Genomic DNA, 18286 nt, shown 5'->3' with positions numbered 1-18286 from the left:
GTTTTTGTCACACTCTATGATTACTTGATTTAATTAAATAATACTTGTTTGTGCTGATCTATACTTACTTTCTACTTCGCTAGATCTTGCAGATATACTTTGACTTTACTTTGGTCATTCTATTTAATTAAAATCTGTGGATTGTGCATTTTTGTTAAATTGTCTGCCTGTTTAATTTAATTGTGCTTGCCTTCTGCTATGCTTGCTGTAGTTTAATTAAATAGATAGTGCGTTGTATCGAAAGGCTTTTCTCGTGCTCGATCTCTCGCCTCGCTTCGCCTGCTCCAATTGCGGCGCTGCCCTCGCTGAAACCGAACTCCTGCCCGTCGCGGATCTCGAACGGCGCATCGCTCCCGGTGAACGTGTCCCCGATGGCGAGTGCCCGCATTGCGGTGCTCTCTGCCATCAAAGCCGCTCCCGAACCCCGACACCGCCGCGCCGGCGAGCCGCCTCAGATCCAGCCCCAACCCACGACGATGCACAGCGCATCAAACTGGCCTGCCAGCTCCTCCGAGACGCCACAGCACTCCTCAGACACGCCGGCGCTCCACGCGCCGCCCTCAAGGCCCACAAAGCCCATAAATCAGCCGAAGGCGCCCTCAGACACGCAACAGCCCTCGTTGCACGGGCAGAAGGGAGCAGCAACAGGAGGTTGATCAGCGAGGAAATCTGAGCTGACAGACAAGAATCAGCTGAGTAACCAGACCTTTAATAAGAGGAAGAAGATGAACAAAGACCGACGCCTGAAAATCGAGGAACTGAAACCAAAACTCGACTCAATCCGCGAGGCTATAGAGCAGATCCGCGATGATGAGCAAGACGCCTACGACAACATGCCTGAGAGCTTTCAGAACGGAGAGCGTGGGCAAAAAGCCGAGGAAGTCATCGATAGTCTAGAAAATGCATTGTCACAGGTTGAAGAGGCAATTTCGAGCCTTGAGAATGCAGTAGGGCTTTGACTAGCAACACTTCATCCTTGCGTCGGGAGCTCCTCATTCAATAGAAGGATGGGGCCAGGTGCGAGCAAATCAGGAGCATCCATTTATGCCGCTGACAACAGCAGAATCCATTGCCGAGATCATCCTTGAAGAGCTCAGGCGTCAAACCAAGGACACGGGTTACGTCGCGACCGACGACGATCTTGACGACGTCGTTCTCGACGGGCATTTCAGCCTCATCCTCGTGGCCGAGGCCATTGCGCGAAAACTGAACACGAACCTCAAATGAGGAAGCTTCTAGCTCTATTTAAATAAATTACTCCAGCACTAACAAGAATGGTCACGCATAGTTTTGCGGTTGCACTAGACTGATGCGATGAAAATGCCATCTCCTCACAGAGCAGACATTGCCCCTGGCGCAAAATTATCTTCGAGGTGTAGGATCGAGACTCAAAGAATGGTCTCGATCCCTTTCTTGTCCGCCAAGGCGAGTAGTTTGAGCGCGGAGCCTGTAGGCTTCTTCTCACCGCGCTCCCACTTGCTGATCATGGCAGCAGTAACGTTTAGAGCCTTCGCGAATGTTGCCTGGCTCATGTGGGACTTTTCCCGGATCCGTTTCACGTCATCCGGCTCAATAGGGTCCACAGTGGTAAGACACGCCACATCAAAGTGCCGCATCGTCGCCTTGTCGATCGCGCCTACTTGGTGGAGGCCCTTCATCGCCAGATGGACTGATCGAAGCGGATCGCTCCGATATGTCTTTCTGGGGTTGTTCATACTCAATCTCGATCCATTCTCCAGCGCTGACAAGCGCCTCGACGTGATGGCTTTCGAGACCTGCTATTGACTTTGCAGCATCTCGGAAAGCCTTCTCTTCTCTCTGCGTCAAATTCGCTTTCCTACCCTTCGGGAAGATGTGCAGGAAAACGGCCATATCGCCACGCTTGAGAACGATAATGGTCCGGTAGTCTCCTTTGCGGCCAATTCTCTGCTTGATCAGAAATCTACCAACCTCAGCATCGATAAGGCCCTTTTCTGCGCGGGCTATTGCTTCGCACAGGTCTTCATCATTGATCTTGTTTTTACGCGCCTGTTTGGCAACGTCCTTGGGTTTGTAGAGTCTCATCGAAACCTCTTGCCGCACTTAAGGTGCGAATATCGGTTTGGGTTGGGATCATGGGGGTTCTCCTACTTTCTCTAGGGTTGACGGCAGCATCGTTGCGCCACCGGCCTCGCCGATCGGTGCGACGGATCAGCAGTGGGTATAATCTATAGTCCTATGGACCATATTTCAAGAGGGATGATTTTCCTGGAGGATGTCCGATATGCTGGGCCATATCGGAAGTCAGAAGTCCGCCCGCTGCGGGCGCGTATCACGGAGCACGGGCTGTGCCGGCAATTGATAAACGTATCTTTCAGAAGATCTTTACCTCGACACCCAAGACGGTCAGTAGGGCAATCAAGGACCTATGCCGCGAGCTCTCGCCTGATCATCGTCCCCTCCTTATGAAGGTTACACCCGAACGAGGGGCCGAGACCGGCGCGTGCTTCCATAATGTGCAAGCAAAGATCGCGCGCGATGGAGGCGAGATTCTCTATGGTTGGACCATTTGGGAATGGCCGCAGGTCTTCATCGAAGCCGAACATCACGCGGTCTGGAAATATGGAGAGGAGCTCGTCGACGTCACACCTCCCTATAGCGGTGAGAAGCGCCTTATGTTCCTTCCTGATCCCAGCCGAGTCTACGACTATGAGACCAAGAGGCGCATTCTCAATGTGAAGCGGTCCTTGGGCAGCATCCCGGCCGCTCAACGCTGGATCGACGCCACACAAAGCTTACAAGAGTTCATGGAGTCTCGTTCTGAAGGCGATACGATCACATTCAATCCGGCTGAGGCAGCACCTCTTTACGAACGGATGCAGCGTGCACAGGGCGAGATCCTAGTCTCCCTGGCGGCTCGAACCAATCCGAACGACCCATGCTTCTGCGGAGCTACGCGCAAATTCCGGAAGTGCTGTGGTCAGATGATCGATCTGAACGCCTGAGGTATTCGAATTACCCAACGGCCCCCACACAGGTTGCCAATTTGTTTCAAAATGGGCGCGCTTAACGCGAACCGGAAGTGAATCAGTCACTTCCGGTGCCTGAAAGCTTTGAAAATAAGGCCGTCGCAAAGAACAAAGGTGAACGTGCGACCCCTCCAGGATCAGGAAGTACCAGCACTACGTCGAAAGGCTGGACGCGAGGATTCACATCGATCGGAGTTATCCTAGCAAACACGTGGCAGCTCATCGAGCCTGGTCGTATAGCGAGGCGATCGCATCTCGAACTTGGTCGCCCAAGGCTTTCGAATACCGGCCGCAGCCGGCGCAATGGTGCCCCGGCCGAAACGCTTGTTGATCCGGTCCAAGGCTTCCATCAGCTCCACCGACTTATAGTCTTCCGGCAGGAAGAGGGAGCGCTGGGCGAATTCGGGCTCAACCAGGTCCGTCGTCATGACACCGGCCTTGGCATAGCGCGGACCTTGACGCCAAAGGGCGTCAACGGCGCGTCGCCCGGCCGCCAGGAGGGCAAGGGTATCGTTCGTGGCCTCAGGGAGGTGGACTGTCGTCGAAGCGCTGTAGGGCTGCTCATCTTCGCCGGCGAAACGGCTCGTATGCATGAACACAGAAAGGTGGCTCGTGGCGAGGCCATGCCTGCGTAGCTTCTCCCCCAAGCGGGTGACATAAGCTGCCACTGCCTCGTGCATGTCGGCCTTGGCGACGATGCGCTCGGAAAAAGAACGCGTCACGGCACAGCCTTTCCGCTGGGGTGGGACGATCTCCAGATCGATGCATGGTAACCCCCGGAGCTCCGCGATCAGGCGTTCGCCGACAACTGTCAGAAGTTCCCGGCCGCGACGGAGATCCAGATCGCGGAGTTGCGCGGCGGTTCCTACCCCGATCCGACGCAGCTTCACGGCCGATGCTCGACCGATCCCCCAGACATCCTCAACGGCCACCCACGGCAGCCAGGCCGCGCGAGCTTCGTCCGAAGAGAGATCGCAAACGCCATCGAGATCCGGATTCTTCTTCGCAATGTGGTTGGCGAGCTTGGCGAGGGTCTTGGTGGGGCCGAGACCGACGCAGGTTGGAATCCCCACCCAGCGCCTTACCGTGGATCGCAGGTCGCGAGCGGCCTCTACGACCGATCGGAAGGGCGCGTGAGTGAGATCGATAAAGCTCTCGTCGATCGAGTAGGTTTCCACGTCTGGTGTGAAATCCCGATAGATCTCGTTCATCCGACGGCTCATGTCTCCATAGAGCTCATAATTCGAAGAGAAAACGGCTACCTTCTCCCGTCGACACAGATCCCGGATCTTAAAGAACGGTTCTCCCATGCCAATGCCGAGAGCCTTGGCTTCGGCCGTGCGAGCGACGGCGCAACCATCATTATTCGAAAGCACGATGACCGGCCGGTGCTCAAGGCGTGGATCGAAGACCCTCTCACACGAGCAGTAGAAGGAATTTCCATCGATCAGGGCCAGGATCCGCTCCATCACGGCACCAGGAGAGAATGGATATTGCAGCGGGCAACGCCCCAGATGCTCACGTCTGCATGCTCAGGAACTTCGAAAGGAGGCATGCGCCGGTTGGCTATCTCGAGGTGCACACGACCATGCCGCCGCTTGATGATCTTCAGAGAGCGCTCGCCATCGATGACAGCTACCACAACACAGCCAGTTCTGGGCTTAAGGCTGCGATCGACTAGGAGAAGGTCGCCGTCGAAAATCCCGATATCGATCAGGCACTCACCGTCGACCCGGAACAAGAAACTCGCGGTAGGGTTTGGCGCCATCCAACGGGGAATATCGACAGCATCTTCGGTAAAATCGTCTGCCGGCGAAGGAAAGCCGGCACAGATCGACGGACCCATCACCGGCACCCGAACCATTGGTCTTTTCGGCACTGCCAGCATCGCCTAGCTCCGTCCTGCCCTCATGAACAAAATGAGAACATTTGAAGAGCTCGCCGAGTCAAGTTGCCACGGGTTGTATTTCCGTAGTGGAAGGCATCTCGTCCTCCCTGAACCCTGCTTTTCCCCGTTGTCCACAGATCGGGAATGAAAAGACCCTTGTTTTACGGATGACTGAGCTCTCCGTAAAACAAGGGTCCGAGGTTGTTGGGCGGCATGGGGGCAACCCTCACCGCCCTCTGCTACGATATGAGATTAGTCGGCAATTGCAAGGCTGTTACGGTAGCGCCGTTTTATTAACAACCACCTGTTAGACCGTTGTCCTTCGAGGGCGGAAGCAGCAGCGCCGGGCCAGCGGCGCGACCGGGTAAGATAGGCTTTCCCGGCTGTGGCGACAGCCTCGCCCTCGTATCGGAGAGCAAGCTATGTGGTTCCTACCTCTTAGCATTGCCCTGGATGTGAAAAGGACCCGGACGGCCTGGCAGCTGTCTATCCGAGTCCTGATCTTTATCTAGGAAGGGGGGACGGGTGAAAGCCCGTTCCCCACTCCGATCCCCAATATAGCGCCTGTCGCGCGCAGATCCAAGAGCTGTGCCCTGGTCGTTAAAAGCAACGGAGCGGCTGGCAAGTCACACTCTGGGTCAATATACAGCCGTGCCAACCCGACCGTCGAGCCCTATGACCGATTGGCTTGCTGCATCTCCAGATCACACAGCTTCTTCTTCAGCAGATCTTCAATTAAATCCTCGATCTCATCGAGGCGCATGCCTCTCTTTGCGAGTGCAGAGACCAAGCGGGGAATTTCGGCCTTGCGGGGGCCAAACAACTCCCAGTCTCCCACGCCGTTCACGTCATCTGGGTGGATCATATCGGCTTCCCTGAGGTTTAGGCTCCGTTTCACACCGTTTAAACGTTATCCCAGCCGGCCAAGCGCGGCTTTCCGATAGGGATGTGAACGCACCTTCAATATCATTCCACCGCCTGCTTGTGTCTTCTCGCAGCCCTCCGAGCTCGTTCCCGATCAAGTATGGCCCTGCGGTGGAGTTCAAGAGACGCGGAGTGACGGTCCAATTCCGAAACCGGTCCTGTTTGGACCTTATCGATGTTGTATCGCACAGCGCTGTCGGCGGCCAAGGCATCTAGGTAACGGAAGCTGCGTGTATATCCCCTCAACGCTTTGCGCAGCATCCGACGAGTTGCTTCATCGTTCGGAAGTAATCCTTCCAAGTCTTTGTCGATTCCCATCTTCAAGGGTAAGACTTCATCTTCAACAGTCTTGGGCAAGACATCAGGCCATTTCAACCATGGCAACTCAGCGAAAAAAAAGATAATGGGCGTATTATCGAGTTCAGTGCGTTTTTCTGCTTTCCAGTCATTTTCGGACATTCCGCTTCCCCCCAAAGCACTTGCAATTTAGTCAAGTTTTAAGAAAACCAGCCGCATGTTTACTTCTCTTTGCCTGACACAGGAAATAGAACGGTCGTTTCGTCAGTATCTCCGGTCTCCTTGTCCTGATAGCTGACTTTAATTGCCGCCAACGTTTGTTTCCCGCCCAAGATGGCCGTTATGGTCCGAAACTCGACCCTTGGCTCCCAGCGGATCAGGGCCGCTCTAGCGGATTCCTCAATGCTGTCAGCCGTAAGCCCTTCTTTAGGCCGACCATCTTCGTGAATGGCATCAAACCCGAATTCTCGGCGCATCACGCGCGTGCCGACAGGGGTTGTTAGGATGACTTCGATCGATTGGCGAATGTGAGCCGGGCTTGCAATCCACTTACCCGTACGGCGGTCTGTACCAGCCATGCGATTCTTCCTTCCCGTTCTACGCGCTCGGCGATCGAGCCGTTGCTTTGGACGTAAGTCGCTCTGAGCAAGAAAAGACCCCTGCTCCACGAATGACTAAGCTCTCAGTAGAACAAGGGTCGGAGGTTGTTGGGCGGCGTGGGGGCAAACGCTCACCGCCCTCAGCTACGATAGGAGATCAATCAGCAATTGCAAGGGTATTACGGCGACGCTGTTTCATTAACGGCCATCTGATAGACCGTTGTCCTTCGAGGGCGGAAGCAGCAGCGCCGAGCCAGCGGCGCGACCGGGCAGGATAGGCTTTCCCGGCCGTGGCGACAGCCTCGCCCTCGTATCGGAGGTGAACTCGATGTGGTTTCTGCCCATTAAGTTCACGCTAGACATGAAAAGGACCCGGACGTACTGGCAAGTCTCGATCCGGGTCCTAATCTGGTTCTAGTAAGAACGGGGACGGGCGAAAGCCCGTTCCCCACTCCGATCCACAATATAGCGCCTGTCGCCGTCAGATCCAAGGTCATCGATTGAGACGACTGGTGAGGGGTCCCTAAGAGCCCGCCTCGTATGACCATACTTCTCCATGCTGAGCCGCACGGGTGCGGTTCCGATAGTGCCTAATCCAGGCATACCCGCCAGCGATCAGCAAAAATGGCAGTCCAGCACCAGCGATCGGACCTGGTGCGCCCCGGTTCCCACCACCGCTAGGTCCACCTGGGGTGTGACCACCCGGCGAACCGCTCGATCCTCCGCTGCTCTCGTGATGATAGGCCCACCATGCTCGCCATTTGCCCATCGCCAGTGCCGGTGGCGCGGCTGAGCTGGTGATGACGAAAGCTGCCGCCGCAACAAGAAGGACCCTCGATACCATGCGCATATTGCCCTCCTGGATTTCGCCGTCTGAGAACAACGTTTCTGAGCTGGCCGTGATGCCACATGATATCCCAAAGAATAGGTCTCTATCCTTTAGGGCTCGGCGTTCATAATTACCCGTTAGCTTCACGCTAGACATGAAAAGGACCCGGCGATCCTGGCAAGTTTCGATCCGGGTCCTAATCTTTATCTAGGAAAGCGGGGCGGGCGAAACCTCGTCCCTCACTCCGATCCCCAGAATAGCGCCTGTCGCCTTCAGATCCAAGGTGCGCGCTCTAAGAGCCCGCCTCGTCGCGCTGGCAGGGCCACAGGGCCTGGAATCGACCGGCAGCCCATCCAGCTCCAGCTCCGATGAGAACGGCCGTCATGATCGCCGGCAGCCAACTCAGCATCAATGGCGAGGGGTCCCGTTCAACGACCCTGGCGGCAATACCGGCTGCACCGACCACCGGCAGCAGCCAGGTGTTGCAGCTCTGTGAGATCTCGGAGACCGCTGGCAGGACACCCAACGTCACTGGCCAGGCGAAGTACAGGGTCATCACCACCGGGAAGGCGAGATCTCGCGGCGCGAGCCTGTCGACTCGGCCGGTCGCGATCGAAGCGACGATCCAAAGGATCTCCGCGACCAGCACGGCGGCGATGGTCGTGCAAATCCCTGTGAGTGCAAGGCTTCCAGCGTCTTTCACGGGGCGCGGGATCATGGCAATTAACGCAGTAAAAGAAAGCTTTAAGTGCAAGCGCTGTTCTTCTTCTCAGCCGCAGCACTCCGAATGCGACGAAGGAGCTCGAACGCATCGAGCTCCCACGTCTGCTCTTCGGTATTGCGGTCTGCTGGCTTCGGTCCTGCGACTTCCAGAACCAGAGCCTCGATTTCCTTGACCGACAGCATCGCTATACCCCTCAGATCACCACGAAATCAGCCGACGTGAGCTTCAAGCCGGCCGCGAGCTTTGCGAAGACAAATGCCTGCTCTGCACCGCTGCCGTCCGGGTCGTAGGAAAGCTCGCCAGTCGCCTTGTTGTAGATGATGTGATCGTCCGCATCCGAAGCGGCCGAGCCCACCTTGAAGAAGCTGGAAGAGAGCTTTCCAGTCCTGGTCAGGGCAGTGAACAGCCCGTTCTCAAGCATGATCGTATCGTCCTTCACATTGAAGTCAGGAAGCCGGTCAACGTCGCCGGCAACCATCGTGCGGAACATGAAGGAGTCCTTGCCTGCACCACCGTAGAGAACATCACTGCCGGCGCGGCCGTCGAGCGTGTTGTTCGCGGCGTTGCCAACGATCTTGTCGTTCCCAGAACCGCCGATAGCCTTCTCGATCGTCGTGTTGGGACCGATGCAAACCGTCGAGCGCGTTGTCTTGTCCGCTCCAAGCGTGATCGGATCGCTAAGGGTGCTGAACTTGCCCGGTCTCAGATCGATCACGCACGACGATTGCCCGACATAGGTAATGGTGTCGGAGCCGCCAGCATCGTCGATCGTCTGGAAATATTTATGTCCTTCAAAGAAGGTATATTTCGTCGACCCCGAGTTGTGCTTCAGATTGCGCCCATACAGTGCCTGCGCAGCAAGAATATCAAGATACATCGGCGTTGTTGGAAAGAAGTCAGGGGTGAGATCGCCAAGCGAAGAGTGAGCCGCTGCATAGGCCATCACTGTGTAGAAAAAGGTATCGAATTTCTCAGACACCTTTCCTCCGCCGCCATTCTCGAACGGATGCTTCAACCCCATGGCATGCCCCGTTTCATGAAGTGCAAGCCAGGGACCGTAATTCTTCTCATCAGACGCAGCAAAAGCATTACCGAACCAGACATCTCCTCCCTGAGGCATATCCGACGGCAGATATGTGTAACCAGAAAATGTATGACTCGTCCGAGCGTAACGCAGCTCGCCAACGCTAGAGGACGTATCAGACACCTGCTTGAGAGAGATTCCGATAATATCGTCCCATGCCTTGAGAGCCTTTTGGACAGTGCGAACTTCAGGGGCCGTGAGATACCCAGATCCTGCGGTGGAATACGCGTACTTCGACCCTGCCTTCGGAACACTCCATGTGAGGTAGTGACCAGGCTCAACCTGCCAAGCAGCCCCCTTAATCAATCCTCTCGCCGGTCCCGACAGAGAAAGAGAGGACCAATCGACCGAATGCGTGTCGGTGGAGTTTTTCGATGGAGTCGCCATGTCAGTGCCTCAAAATAGAATGTTGATAGGATTTAATACCTAGAATGATACAATGTCAAGTTGTTTTGCGCAAGTCATTGATTTAAAAGAAAAAGCCCGCCGAGGCGGGCTTAGTTGGGGAGGTCTCGAACGAAGCTGTCATTCGCTGAGGGACGCTTTTTTCCGCGGCGTCGGGGCAGGAGCCGCCGCCGCATTAGCGCTCTGTTCTTGTCGGGCATTCGCGCCGAGAGGGTCTGACGAAGCCGCACTGAGCGCAGCCGTCAGTCCCTTCATAGACGCAGGGATCTCGACGGCCTCGGTCCCAAGAGAATATCTGAAAGCGATCGTCTGAGCGCCAAGGATGAGCTGGCGAGCCGTTGCATCAGCCTCGAAGTATGTCTCACAGGTCGTTGCGAGGCAGGTCCACTCCTGAGACTTGATCTGTCGCGCAAAGCCGCCCACCACAACCTGAAGGCCCTGCTGAGGGTCAGCTTCCTTGGGGAACACCACCACGAAGTATTGCTTCTGATCGGTCGCCTGCACCAGACGCCAGCTGAGTGCCCAGCGGCCGTTTCGAGCCATATCCTGCTCGAGTCGGCAAACACGGCTATTCTTGGAAAGGCGGGCCTCGCAGGAGAGACGCCAATCGCCATAGTACCTGGCCGAGGAGATGAAGTCCCCATCGGGCACAGTCTCATCAGGCGACACAGCGCTGGCGACTGAAAGGCGCGTAATCGTGGAGGTCTGAGCGCCAGCCGTAGGCGTCTGCATCGGAGGCTTCGCCTTGATAGGATCCAGCCTCTCCTCGTTCTTCGGTGGAGCTGCCTGGGCCTGTGCTGTCTGGACAGGAGCCTTTTGCGGCTCTGCACCCGAGGCGGACACAGTTGCTCCGATCACCGCGAACAGCGCCACGGCATATACTGAATGTTGAATCTTCATGATAAATCCGCTTAGTTAAGGGTGAAGGACATGCCACCGGCAACGCCCCACTCGCCCCCCGATGTCGTCGTAGAGATATTGAAGCGGGCAATGCCATCCTGGGTCGTGTAGCCAACGCCCATGGCGTAGGCGCCTTGGCCCTTCCAGATGCCGGAACCAGCTGCGAACGAGAGCTTGCCAGGGGTGCTGTCGTAGCGCAGTGAGGCAGTTGCCATGCCGATTGCGGCAGCGGCACGCGCTTCGCGACGCACGTCCCGGATCTCGCCGGAAAGAGTATCGAACCGGCCCTCAGCCCAATTCTGGAGCTGATTAACCTGGCTATCCGTGTAGGAACCAGCGACCCTCTTGAGCTGACGCACGTTCACGGCGTCGAGATCATTGACACCATCGGCAACGTTACGGACCAACACAGGAGCCCGGCGATTGCCTCCAATGAGTGTGACGCTCTGCCCCTTGCTGCCATCCTTGTTGCGATCGTAGTTGACCGCTCCATCCTTCACGGCATCGAGCTGCGAACGATTGACCGCATCCGTCGGAGCAATGCCAGCCGCGAGATTCGTGATCTTAACGGCAGAACCACCCGCGTTGAGGGTGATCGAACTCTTGGCAGCGCTATCATACTTCACCGCAAGCGCATCCAGATTGGCGGTGGACTTGTCTAGCGCAGTGATCGCATCGCCCACATTGTTGTAGTTATTGTTCTGAACAACGTAGGTGGGGCCGATGATCGTTCCATCGGTCGATACCTGTGTACCACCACCGAGGGTGCTTGCGAGGTCCTTCAGCTGCTTCACGTTCACGGCATCGGTATTCAAGGTTCCGGCCGAAACATGTGTAATCTGCCTAGTCTGTGCGTCAGATCCCACGGAGAAAGAGTTGATCCGGTCCGTGACCGATCCCTCGCCGATCGCAACCGAGTTGTCATGGCTAGCGACGGCACCGCCGCCAATCGCAACGGTCTTGTTGCCGGTTGCCTGTGAATCGGGTGATGTACTGTTGGCGTGGAAATACTTGATGCCGCCACCATTATTGACGTTGTTGATCCATTGCGAGTGATCATCAACGGTGGTCTGCAAGTTCGTGACCGCACCCTCGATATTTGTGATGCGCGTCTCGTGGTTTGCGACCGACCCTTCTACGTTCGTGATGCGGTTCCCGAGATTGACGACCGAGCCTTCAACATTCGTGATCCGCGTACCCTGCCCGGTCACGACATTCGTCAGGTTGCTAATGTTCGTCGTATTTGCATCGAGCTGGTTCTTAACCGCTGGCGCTAGTTTGATCGGGTTGGCAGTCGTACCGTTGCCTACGATCGTTGTTCCGTCGGTTATGACTTCATCAAGCCCCCCAGAAACATCAAGGTTGTTGATCTGATTCTGTAGGTTCGAGAGGGCTGCGTTGACCGAGCTTGTTGTGGCAAAGGTTCCATAGGTCATATTATGGCCGTTGCCGTTTTGACCGCAGGAGTAAGGGTCGCCATTACCGTCGAGCCCGGTAGAACCGGGATTGGCAACGCAGCCCGACACCCCCGTAACAGTCGGAGCAGCCGCAGATGGAGCAGGCGACTGTGCCGAGGCCTCCGACAGGAAGAGCGGCATTCCAATGAACAACAGGGAAACGATAGCGAGCCCACGCAATGACCATGGCGCGGTCAGGCGGGTGGTAAAGACGTTCAGCATGGGGAAAATCCTCTCTTCCTCAATTGTCGGCTTTTTAAGGAAGTTTGCAATTTAAGACAATAGAGGTTTTCAAGTTAGACTCGAGGTTGCAACGGACTTTCCGCAGATTTCGTCTGTCCGAGGGCAGCTCTATTGGCAAAATCTCGGTTCCACTCGCGCGTTCGATCAAGGAATACATCAAGCATTTCTTGAGAAGTCGTCGTATATTCGAAGCGAAGAGCGAGAGCGCCACCGAGCGAGAGTAATTTATCGTCCTCCTCTTCCCTTGCGTTCATGATCATCGCCATTTCGAACGTGCGCGCGAAAACCTCGTGCGGGGCAAGCAAATATGCTTTGTAGCTGTCGGAGGTATGACTTGAATTGACCATATCGCTGACGACTTCCATGATTCCGGTCTCTTCCAGCAAATACTGGTATTTTTCTTCTTTCCCGGAGCGAGGCAGGAATGCGAAATCGAGTGCATGGCCTATCTCGTGGACGATCGCACCAGGCTTCCACGGCGAATATTGGATCTGACCGATCAATGGAATGTCAGCGCCGGTCTTGAAACGAAATGTACCGTTGAAGTCGGAAAGGCCGTTCTTGGTGAAGTGGAACCGAACAGGCGATCGAAACCGGTTGTCCGATGAAAGGTTGAAGACCTTCTCGACCGTCTTCATAGCGGCATTAAACCGATTCATCGTCTCCATGCGCAGATGGGTAGGGATGGTCGGTTCAAAGCGGACCGGCTCTCCCCCTGAAAGAGTCTGAAGCTCGCTCGTCGAAGACGAGAAATGGGCACCGTCGAGAATAGAATTTGCAACGTTGCTAGAGTAACGGAGGAGGTTATCCCCGCAGACGAACGGCAACGGATCTGCCTCTCCCCAACGCCTCAACGTTTCGCAAGCAGCTTCAAATATATCTTCCTTATCAAGTACGGCGCGGGCGCCGCCAGCAAGCCGCAGGACCTTGGGAGGCGTGCCGTTCTTGGCCGCCTCGAAAATCTCCTGCTCCACCTCTCTGAATCGCTCCCCCTGATGCGCGGCATAGTCGATGCCTAAGCGCGCGATGGCGGTGGCATCCTTCCAGCCGAAGTGAGGGACCATTTCACGCCAGAGATCCAGTAGCCGGCCGTCGAAGGCCGGCCTGGTCTCAGCTGTCGGGACGACGAGGGCTTGAGCGGCCCTCACACGTGCCAGAATGGCGTCCCTGACGCTATCTGGCACTCCTGGAAGCTGAAGGTTCAACGCCTCCGCATCGACGGGCATACCCCGCGACAAGGCACCGGCATGAACAGACTCGCCCTGTTTCAGCTGGTCGATCGCAACGACCTTGATCGCCGTTTCCTCGAGAAAGGGTTTCAGGAGCTCCTTGATCTCTGAGAACTTGCTGACCGATGATGTGTAGATGAAGGCATTCTCTCCGCTTTGGAGCCAGCCAAGAGACGCGATTTCATCGATCCGGCTCGCAGCGAATGAAAGCTTTTCGGGATCTGTCAGGGAAATCTTGAGATAGGGACCGGTCCTATCCTTAAACCGTTCGAGCTTCCAACCACCGTCGGACAGGTCAAACCACTGATGCATGTCGCCCTCGTTGTCGCCTTTTTTTTCGATTCGATATTAGACGACAATAGTAACAGTGTCACGGCCTCGCCGTCAGGGTAGCCGGGGACCGATGCTCATCGGCAGGATGGCTTCAATGCAGGATTTCGCCGGCAGCCTGGTCGATCGCAATGACTGCTTCCCTGGCCGGATCGTGCATGCCCTTCTCTCGGAGCTGCTCGATCGTGCGCTCTGTCGCATAGAGGCTTGCTTCGGCTTCGATCGCTTCGGCAACCCCCTCGAAGTACGGGTCCCTGATTGCCCGCTTGACCGCGAGCTCGGTGTGATAGTGCTTCCAGATGCCGGCAGCATCAGGGACCGGCAAATTGCCACCAACGCAACGAAGGAAGGTCCACAGCGGATAGTCATAGAAGCGGATCCAGCGAAAGCTAGCTGGAGTGAGAACGCCGAGACGGCGAGCTCCATTCGCCTTCTCGTCGATGGCAGCCGCAATCACGCAATGAAGATAAGCATGCCGTAGGAATAAGGGGGCGATGGTGGCGATAAACGCCCGTCGCTCTCCAGCAAGCTTCAGATTTTTAAGACGCTCAGCCTCGGTCTTTCCCTTGGGAGGTGTCCTATGGCAGGTCAGGAGCTCCAAGAGGCCCTTCCTCGCCTTGATGACGCTGGGCAGGGTATCACCGATGGTCTTTGAAGCATCAGTCCCGGCCTTTCCAGCCGGACGGTTGAGATAGTCCTTCAGGGTAAAAAGCTCTTTACCCTTGTACTTCTCAGCGAACTGCGCACGCTCGATGCGCTCCATCGCATCGTTCGCGAAGCCAATCACCAGGCTGGGACCCATCTTGCGCTTGAGGGCATTCAGATCCCGCCAAACGTCTCGGAGGAACCGATCCGTTTCCTTGATGACCACATCGAACTCGGTACCGGTATCGACGACCGCCTCATAGATCCGTCGCATGGCCGGATAGACGATAATGACCTGGTGAAACCCAAGCTCCTCCTCGACAAAGCGCTTCAGCCTCTCGGTATTAGGGATGGGATCGCCATCACCGACAGGCTCTTCGTCGACGAGACCATTGCGAGGACCTAAGAACGACAGGAGCCAGGCCTGGATCCGCTCGTGGTCGGTCCTGATCACCGTGTCGCCTTTCACGATCTCAGTTCCGACGAAGGCCTTTGCATCACGGATCAGCTCCACGGCCGTGCGCGGCATCCGTGCGATCCCCTCATCGAGAGGCAGATCCAAGAGATCATAGTCAAGAAAGAATTGGTTCGCTGGGTAGTTGACCGCCTGCCGTTTCATGACATCGCGATGGTTCGGGATCTTTCTGTCCTTGTGTCCGATATAGTGATCGAGATGGTTGTTCCGAATCTGGTCTGCGCCGGCGAGCCCCAGAATGAGTATGATGCTTGCGAAGACGATCCCGAAGGGAATGGACGACACGTAGATCGATAGAAAAGGCAGCGTGTCGGCCGTATGAGTTTCGATCGCAACCTTGAAAGTCTCCCCCCAATAGCTGAAATCATCCCAAAGCGATGCGGTCTCGGCCCAGCGGATCCAATAATAGATCGGTGCGATCTGCCGTTTCAGAATGAGCCAGGCGACCCCAAGGAAGATGACCAATACGCCCAGAAGAAGGGCGATCAGCATCTTATCGTTCGCTTTGTTCGGAGCTTGGGCCATTGCTTACTCCACTGAGCTCAAAAGGCGTCGTGCCTGGCCGTCGAGCTCCGCAGCCCGACGCCGGTTTCTCCATTCGCCCTTTTCCTTGGTCGCGCGAACCTCTCCGAGCTCTTCGAGGAGAACGCCGGCATTTCGTATGTAGTCGGCCGGAAAACCCCGCTCCTGCATCCACGTGATAATCTGCCGTTTCTCGGACGCAATGCGATGTTCGATTCGAGCCGACTCGTGCAGATCCGCAGCCATCTTGGCGAGCCTGCTCACGATCGGCCCTCTGGCCTCTGGTGTCAGCTGGCTTGGGTCCCGTTCTGCGATGTTCGTCGAGAACCGGAGAAATACGTTGTTCTGGATGTACCAGCGCTGCTCTTCGGAAAACCCGGCCTTGTCTTTGTGGCGCTCAGCGATGACGGCTTCTAGGCGGCGGAGATTGATGCGTAGGCGTTCACGGAACTCGCTCGCATCCACGCGGCCCCACTTCCGCAGATATTCGAGTTCGGCGGATTGATGCTCAAGCCTTCTCGAAATCTCGTCACGTTTCGTCGACGGCACCGGAGGGACCATGACGAAGTGGTTGAGACGCATGGTCGAAAGTTTTTTAATCGCTCCCGTGTAGTAGGCGAGGTAACGGACGACACGGACGCTACCTGATCGAATCCCGCTTCCTTGATCTTTCGTACCGATAATGAGCGTGAACTCGCCGTCTCTCTGGCCTGCCAGATCGTTGTAATTGAGCCGAAGGGCGGATTGCAGCTGGACGGATTCATTGCGCACGAAGCTACCGTCGATGTTCCCGCGACGATAATCCATACTCCCCACGTTGAAGAAGTATGCGTTCCCAGCTGCTCCCGATAGCTTCTCCCAGGTTGGAGACTTCTCGCCACCGGTGGTGCGTCCAATGTGACGCAGATTGGTGTTCTCGAAGGTCGCCTCCCCCTCGGCCTGATTCGCTTTGATGAGCGATGAGTAGTCCTGAACACCGAAGGTCATCGAGAAGCCGTAGGACCGGGCCTGTGCCGGCGCGACCGCGAAGCCCTCGACGACGTAATACCCGTACTCATCGAGAATGACGGGCAGCGGGATCTCGGCATTGGAGGCGCGGGCATCGATGGTTTCCCGAACCACGCCCTCGAACGGCACGTTTAGCATCTCACCCATCAAGGCTTTGATGCCGGTCACGGCCATCTTGCCAAGCTGTTCCATCGACTGCTTGGAACGCTCAAGGGCAGGAAGCGTCACATAGAGGATGCGCCGGTTCAGAGCGATATCCCTAAAATTGATCTCGCCAACCTCCACGTTGTAGATGTGACCATAGGAGAACGTCAGGTTTCCGGTGGCACGCACGAGCTGCATGGTGATGTAGCCATGCTGTTCCAACACCTTGTCTCGGGCACCCCCACCTGGTGCCTTCTGCTCCTTCGGTGCATTCAACTCATTGAGTTTCTGGGTCACCAGGGACGCGTTGATCTTCTCGGAAAACCGCTCTTCTGCCGTCTCCTCGAGATGAAGGATCTCCTGCCTGATTTCTTCGAGCTCAGAGGGTGTCCGATTGCCCGCCTGCAGAGCCCTCCGCAGCCGTTCAATCTGTTCAAGTTCGGTCTGTGCCGATTTCCAGTATTCGGTCTCAGCGCGCCTCATATCCTCGACGGTGAACTGTCGCACAGGATGAGGCTGTGCAGGCGTCGCAGCTGCATACCCCGGCAAGTTGTCGAGATAGAGCAAGAGTGGCTGAAGGTACCGCTCCCTCAATAGGTCCCAATCCCGGCGCTTCACGGGATTGGGATGGCGCTTCAGATTCACGATCTCCCCTGAGGCATCGACGAAGATCCCGAAATGGACGAAATTCTCGATGTTCTCCAAGAGGTAGAAGTCACAGAGCAGCTTCGGCGAGAAGAGCACATAGCCCCTCTCGGCCAAGAATGTCAGCGGCTGCATGATCGCTTCCAGGAACGATATCGCTCGCCCCTGCCACATGTCTGAACCACTCCCGCCGCCCGCGGAATCGAGAAGCGAAATCATCAGCTCGGCCTTGGCAGCCGGAGCGCCGCTAGCAAGGGGATTATAAGTGTTGGAGGCTCTGGTCTCGCTGGCGCCAAAGGCGTTCCGGCCTGCCATCAGGTAATTGAGGGTGTAGAAGTCCTCCTCCCGGCCCATCAGGCGAGCGATGCGCAGCATCTGCTCGAAGGTCTTGGGATCTGCCTTGCCGTCGACGAGGATAGTGCCGGAATCGAGGGTCAGGGCATTGTGAAAGAGGCCCAACATCTCCTCGGTCTTACCCGAACCGGTCGTGCCGATCACAAGCCGATGGGTTTTCAGGTCGTTGGCTTCAGCCCAGACCTCCCGACGAATGCCCCGACGATCGGGAAACTCGCTGCCGAGATAAAACATTCCATTGCCGGGCTTGCTACCGCCTATGGTCGCATCCCGAAACGTCCTCTTTGTCCAGGTAGAGACGAAAGCGGGAACCCGGAGTGGAGCTGACCAGCGCCGAGTTGCAAGTCGCATATAAACCAGAAGGAGCACAATCCAGACGACGAGGATCAGTTCTGGCACGAAAGGCAGTGGAGAGGTGAGCAATGCGACGCCGGCGAGAAAAGCCGCAGCCTTTGCAAGGCTTGTATGGGAATCGAAGGTGCGCTCAACCCGCTGCCAGAATGGAAGGATCTCCTCCCGATACCTGGTTGGATTGACTTCCTCTCGGCGATCGAGGCCAGCGGTATTTTTCAGCAT

The 18286-nt window shown here is 56.3% G+C and carries 19 protein-coding genes; 3 read left to right on the top strand and 16 right to left on the bottom strand.

Annotated features, from left to right (window positions below):
- Nucleotides 1-196 precede the first annotated feature (196 nt).
- On the bottom strand, nucleotides 197-406 hold the full coding sequence (locus tag K9B37_RS22140) for a hypothetical protein (RefSeq protein ID WP_224315643.1): 210 nt from the start codon (nucleotides 404-406) through the stop codon (nucleotides 197-199).
- Nucleotides 407-725: 319 nt separating this feature from the next.
- On the opposite strand from K9B37_RS22140, the gene K9B37_RS22135 reads away from it, so the two are divergent.
- Together K9B37_RS22135 and K9B37_RS22130 are read left to right on the top strand one after the other, a co-directional pair.
- The gene (locus tag K9B37_RS22135; RefSeq protein ID WP_224315714.1) at nucleotides 726-959 is read left to right on the top strand and encodes a hypothetical protein; all 234 of its coding nucleotides are present in this window, start codon (nucleotides 726-728) and stop codon (nucleotides 957-959) included.
- An 85-nt stretch (nucleotides 960-1044) separates the two neighbouring features.
- Nucleotides 1045-1227 carry a hypothetical protein gene (locus K9B37_RS22130; protein ID WP_224315713.1) on the top strand — a complete coding sequence of 61 codons (183 nt, stop codon included), beginning with the start codon at nucleotides 1045-1047 and terminating at the stop codon, nucleotides 1225-1227.
- A gap of 161 nt (nucleotides 1228-1388) precedes the next feature.
- On the opposite strand, the gene K9B37_RS22125 is transcribed toward K9B37_RS22130, so the two are convergent.
- Nucleotides 1389-1616: a helix-turn-helix domain-containing protein gene (locus tag K9B37_RS22125; protein WP_369414398.1), complete on the bottom strand. Its 228-nt coding sequence runs from the start codon at nucleotides 1614-1616 to the stop codon at nucleotides 1389-1391.
- Nucleotides 1603-2064, bottom strand: coding sequence for a type II toxin-antitoxin system RelE/ParE family toxin (locus K9B37_RS22120; RefSeq protein ID WP_224315711.1), 462 nt, complete (start codon nucleotides 2062-2064; stop codon nucleotides 1603-1605). The genes K9B37_RS22125 and K9B37_RS22120 overlap by 14 nt, the downstream gene beginning before the upstream one ends.
- A gap of 263 nt (nucleotides 2065-2327) precedes the next feature.
- On the opposite strand from K9B37_RS22120, the gene K9B37_RS25005 reads away from it, so the two are divergent.
- Nucleotides 2328-2984 carry an SEC-C metal-binding domain-containing protein gene (locus K9B37_RS25005; RefSeq protein ID WP_224315710.1) on the top strand — a complete coding sequence of 219 codons (657 nt, stop codon included), beginning with the start codon at nucleotides 2328-2330 and terminating at the stop codon, nucleotides 2982-2984.
- A 224-nt stretch (nucleotides 2985-3208) separates the two neighbouring features.
- Here the strand turns inward: K9B37_RS25005 and K9B37_RS22110 are convergent, their stop codons facing one another.
- From K9B37_RS22110 to K9B37_RS22050, 13 genes are all read right to left on the bottom strand, one after another.
- Nucleotides 3209-4477, bottom strand: coding sequence for a Y-family DNA polymerase (locus K9B37_RS22110; RefSeq protein WP_224315709.1), 1269 nt, complete (start codon nucleotides 4475-4477; stop codon nucleotides 3209-3211).
- Complete coding sequence (locus tag K9B37_RS22105; RefSeq protein WP_224315708.1) at nucleotides 4477-4896, bottom strand: LexA family protein; 420 nt, start codon at nucleotides 4894-4896, stop codon at nucleotides 4477-4479. The genes K9B37_RS22110 and K9B37_RS22105 overlap by 1 nt, the downstream gene beginning before the upstream one ends.
- Before the next feature lie 673 nt (nucleotides 4897-5569).
- Nucleotides 5570-5761, bottom strand: a complete 192-nt coding sequence (locus K9B37_RS22100; RefSeq protein WP_224315707.1) for a hypothetical protein — start codon at nucleotides 5759-5761, stop codon at nucleotides 5570-5572.
- Between the two features lie 101 nt (nucleotides 5762-5862).
- Entirely contained in the window at nucleotides 5863-6279 is a 417-nt protein-coding gene (locus tag K9B37_RS22095; RefSeq protein WP_224315706.1) for a ProQ/FinO family protein, read from the bottom strand.
- Nucleotides 6280-6338: 59 nt separating this feature from the next.
- Nucleotides 6339-6695 carry a GPW/gp25 family protein gene (locus K9B37_RS22090; protein ID WP_224315705.1) on the bottom strand — a complete coding sequence of 119 codons (357 nt, stop codon included), beginning with the start codon at nucleotides 6693-6695 and terminating at the stop codon, nucleotides 6339-6341.
- A 1142-nt stretch (nucleotides 6696-7837) separates the two neighbouring features.
- On the bottom strand, nucleotides 7838-8263 hold the full coding sequence (locus K9B37_RS22085) for a hypothetical protein (RefSeq protein WP_224315704.1): 426 nt from the start codon (nucleotides 8261-8263) through the stop codon (nucleotides 7838-7840).
- A gap of 26 nt (nucleotides 8264-8289) precedes the next feature.
- Nucleotides 8290-8451 carry a hypothetical protein gene (locus tag K9B37_RS22080; RefSeq protein ID WP_224315703.1) on the bottom strand — a complete coding sequence of 54 codons (162 nt, stop codon included), beginning with the start codon at nucleotides 8449-8451 and terminating at the stop codon, nucleotides 8290-8292.
- Between the two features lie 11 nt (nucleotides 8452-8462).
- The gene (locus tag K9B37_RS22075; RefSeq protein ID WP_224315702.1) at nucleotides 8463-9389 is read right to left on the bottom strand and encodes a M10 family metallopeptidase C-terminal domain-containing protein; all 927 of its coding nucleotides are present in this window, start codon (nucleotides 9387-9389) and stop codon (nucleotides 8463-8465) included.
- Between the two features lie 489 nt (nucleotides 9390-9878).
- Nucleotides 9879-10658, bottom strand: coding sequence for an invasion associated locus B family protein (locus K9B37_RS22070; protein WP_224315701.1), 780 nt, complete (start codon nucleotides 10656-10658; stop codon nucleotides 9879-9881).
- 11 nt (nucleotides 10659-10669) lie between these two features.
- Nucleotides 10670-12337 (bottom strand): YadA-like family protein, encoded by a 1668-nt coding sequence (locus K9B37_RS22065; protein ID WP_224315700.1) that lies wholly within the window; start codon nucleotides 12335-12337, stop codon nucleotides 10670-10672.
- 74 nt (nucleotides 12338-12411) lie between these two features.
- Nucleotides 12412-13584 (bottom strand): hypothetical protein, encoded by a 1173-nt coding sequence (locus K9B37_RS22060; protein WP_224315699.1) that lies wholly within the window; start codon nucleotides 13582-13584, stop codon nucleotides 12412-12414.
- Between the two features lie 427 nt (nucleotides 13585-14011).
- The gene (locus K9B37_RS22055) at nucleotides 14012-15562 is read right to left on the bottom strand and encodes a secretion/conjugation apparatus DotM-related subunit (RefSeq protein ID WP_224315698.1); all 1551 of its coding nucleotides are present in this window, start codon (nucleotides 15560-15562) and stop codon (nucleotides 14012-14014) included.
- 3 nt (nucleotides 15563-15565) lie between these two features.
- Nucleotides 15566-18286 carry a P-loop NTPase family protein gene (locus tag K9B37_RS22050; RefSeq protein WP_224315697.1) on the bottom strand — a complete coding sequence of 907 codons (2721 nt, stop codon included), beginning with the start codon at nucleotides 18284-18286 and terminating at the stop codon, nucleotides 15566-15568.

Origin of the sequence: Microvirga puerhi (assembly GCF_020089865.1) — a bacterium.
Classification (GTDB): Bacteria; Pseudomonadota; Alphaproteobacteria; order Rhizobiales; family Beijerinckiaceae; genus Microvirga; species Microvirga puerhi.
This window is presented reverse-complemented; position numbering and strand designations above follow the sequence as displayed.

Excerpts from the sequence above, each read along its gene's own strand:
- K9B37_RS22080 (WP_224315703.1), bottom strand. The coding sequence starts at position 8,451 with ATGCTGTCGGTCAAGGAAATCGAGGCTCTGGTTCTGGAAGTCGCAGGA.
- K9B37_RS22050 (WP_224315697.1), bottom strand. The coding sequence starts at position 18,286 with ATGCTGAAAAATACCGCTGGCCTCGATCGCCGAGAGGAAGTCAATCCA.
- K9B37_RS22070 (WP_224315701.1), bottom strand. The coding sequence starts at position 10,658 with ATGAAGATTCAACATTCAGTATATGCCGTGGCGCTGTTCGCGGTGATC.
- K9B37_RS22110 (WP_224315709.1), bottom strand. The coding sequence starts at position 4,477 with ATGGAGCGGATCCTGGCCCTGATCGATGGAAATTCCTTCTACTGCTCG.
- K9B37_RS22140 (WP_224315643.1), bottom strand. The coding sequence starts at position 406 with ATGGCAGAGAGCACCGCAATGCGGGCACTCGCCATCGGGGACACGTTC.
- K9B37_RS22125 (WP_369414398.1), bottom strand. The coding sequence starts at position 1,616 with ATGCGGCACTTTGATGTGGCGTGTCTTACCACTGTGGACCCTATTGAG.
- K9B37_RS22055 (WP_224315698.1), bottom strand. The coding sequence starts at position 15,562 with ATGGCCCAAGCTCCGAACAAAGCGAACGATAAGATGCTGATCGCCCTT.
- K9B37_RS22135 (WP_224315714.1), top strand. The coding sequence starts at position 726 with ATGAACAAAGACCGACGCCTGAAAATCGAGGAACTGAAACCAAAACTC.
- K9B37_RS22120 (WP_224315711.1), bottom strand. The coding sequence starts at position 2,064 with ATGAGACTCTACAAACCCAAGGACGTTGCCAAACAGGCGCGTAAAAAC.
- K9B37_RS22130 (WP_224315713.1), top strand. The coding sequence starts at position 1,045 with ATGCCGCTGACAACAGCAGAATCCATTGCCGAGATCATCCTTGAAGAG.
- K9B37_RS22065 (WP_224315700.1), bottom strand. The coding sequence starts at position 12,337 with ATGCTGAACGTCTTTACCACCCGCCTGACCGCGCCATGGTCATTGCGT.
- K9B37_RS22095 (WP_224315706.1), bottom strand. The coding sequence starts at position 6,279 with ATGTCCGAAAATGACTGGAAAGCAGAAAAACGCACTGAACTCGATAAT.
- K9B37_RS22085 (WP_224315704.1), bottom strand. The coding sequence starts at position 8,263 with ATGATCCCGCGCCCCGTGAAAGACGCTGGAAGCCTTGCACTCACAGGG.
- K9B37_RS22090 (WP_224315705.1), bottom strand. The coding sequence starts at position 6,695 with ATGGCTGGTACAGACCGCCGTACGGGTAAGTGGATTGCAAGCCCGGCT.
- K9B37_RS22100 (WP_224315707.1), bottom strand. The coding sequence starts at position 5,761 with ATGATCCACCCAGATGACGTGAACGGCGTGGGAGACTGGGAGTTGTTT.
- K9B37_RS22105 (WP_224315708.1), bottom strand. The coding sequence starts at position 4,896 with ATGCTGGCAGTGCCGAAAAGACCAATGGTTCGGGTGCCGGTGATGGGT.
- K9B37_RS22060 (WP_224315699.1), bottom strand. The coding sequence starts at position 13,584 with ATGCCCGTCGATGCGGAGGCGTTGAACCTTCAGCTTCCAGGAGTGCCA.
- K9B37_RS22075 (WP_224315702.1), bottom strand. The coding sequence starts at position 9,389 with ATGCCTCAGGGAGGAGATGTCTGGTTCGGTAATGCTTTTGCTGCGTCT.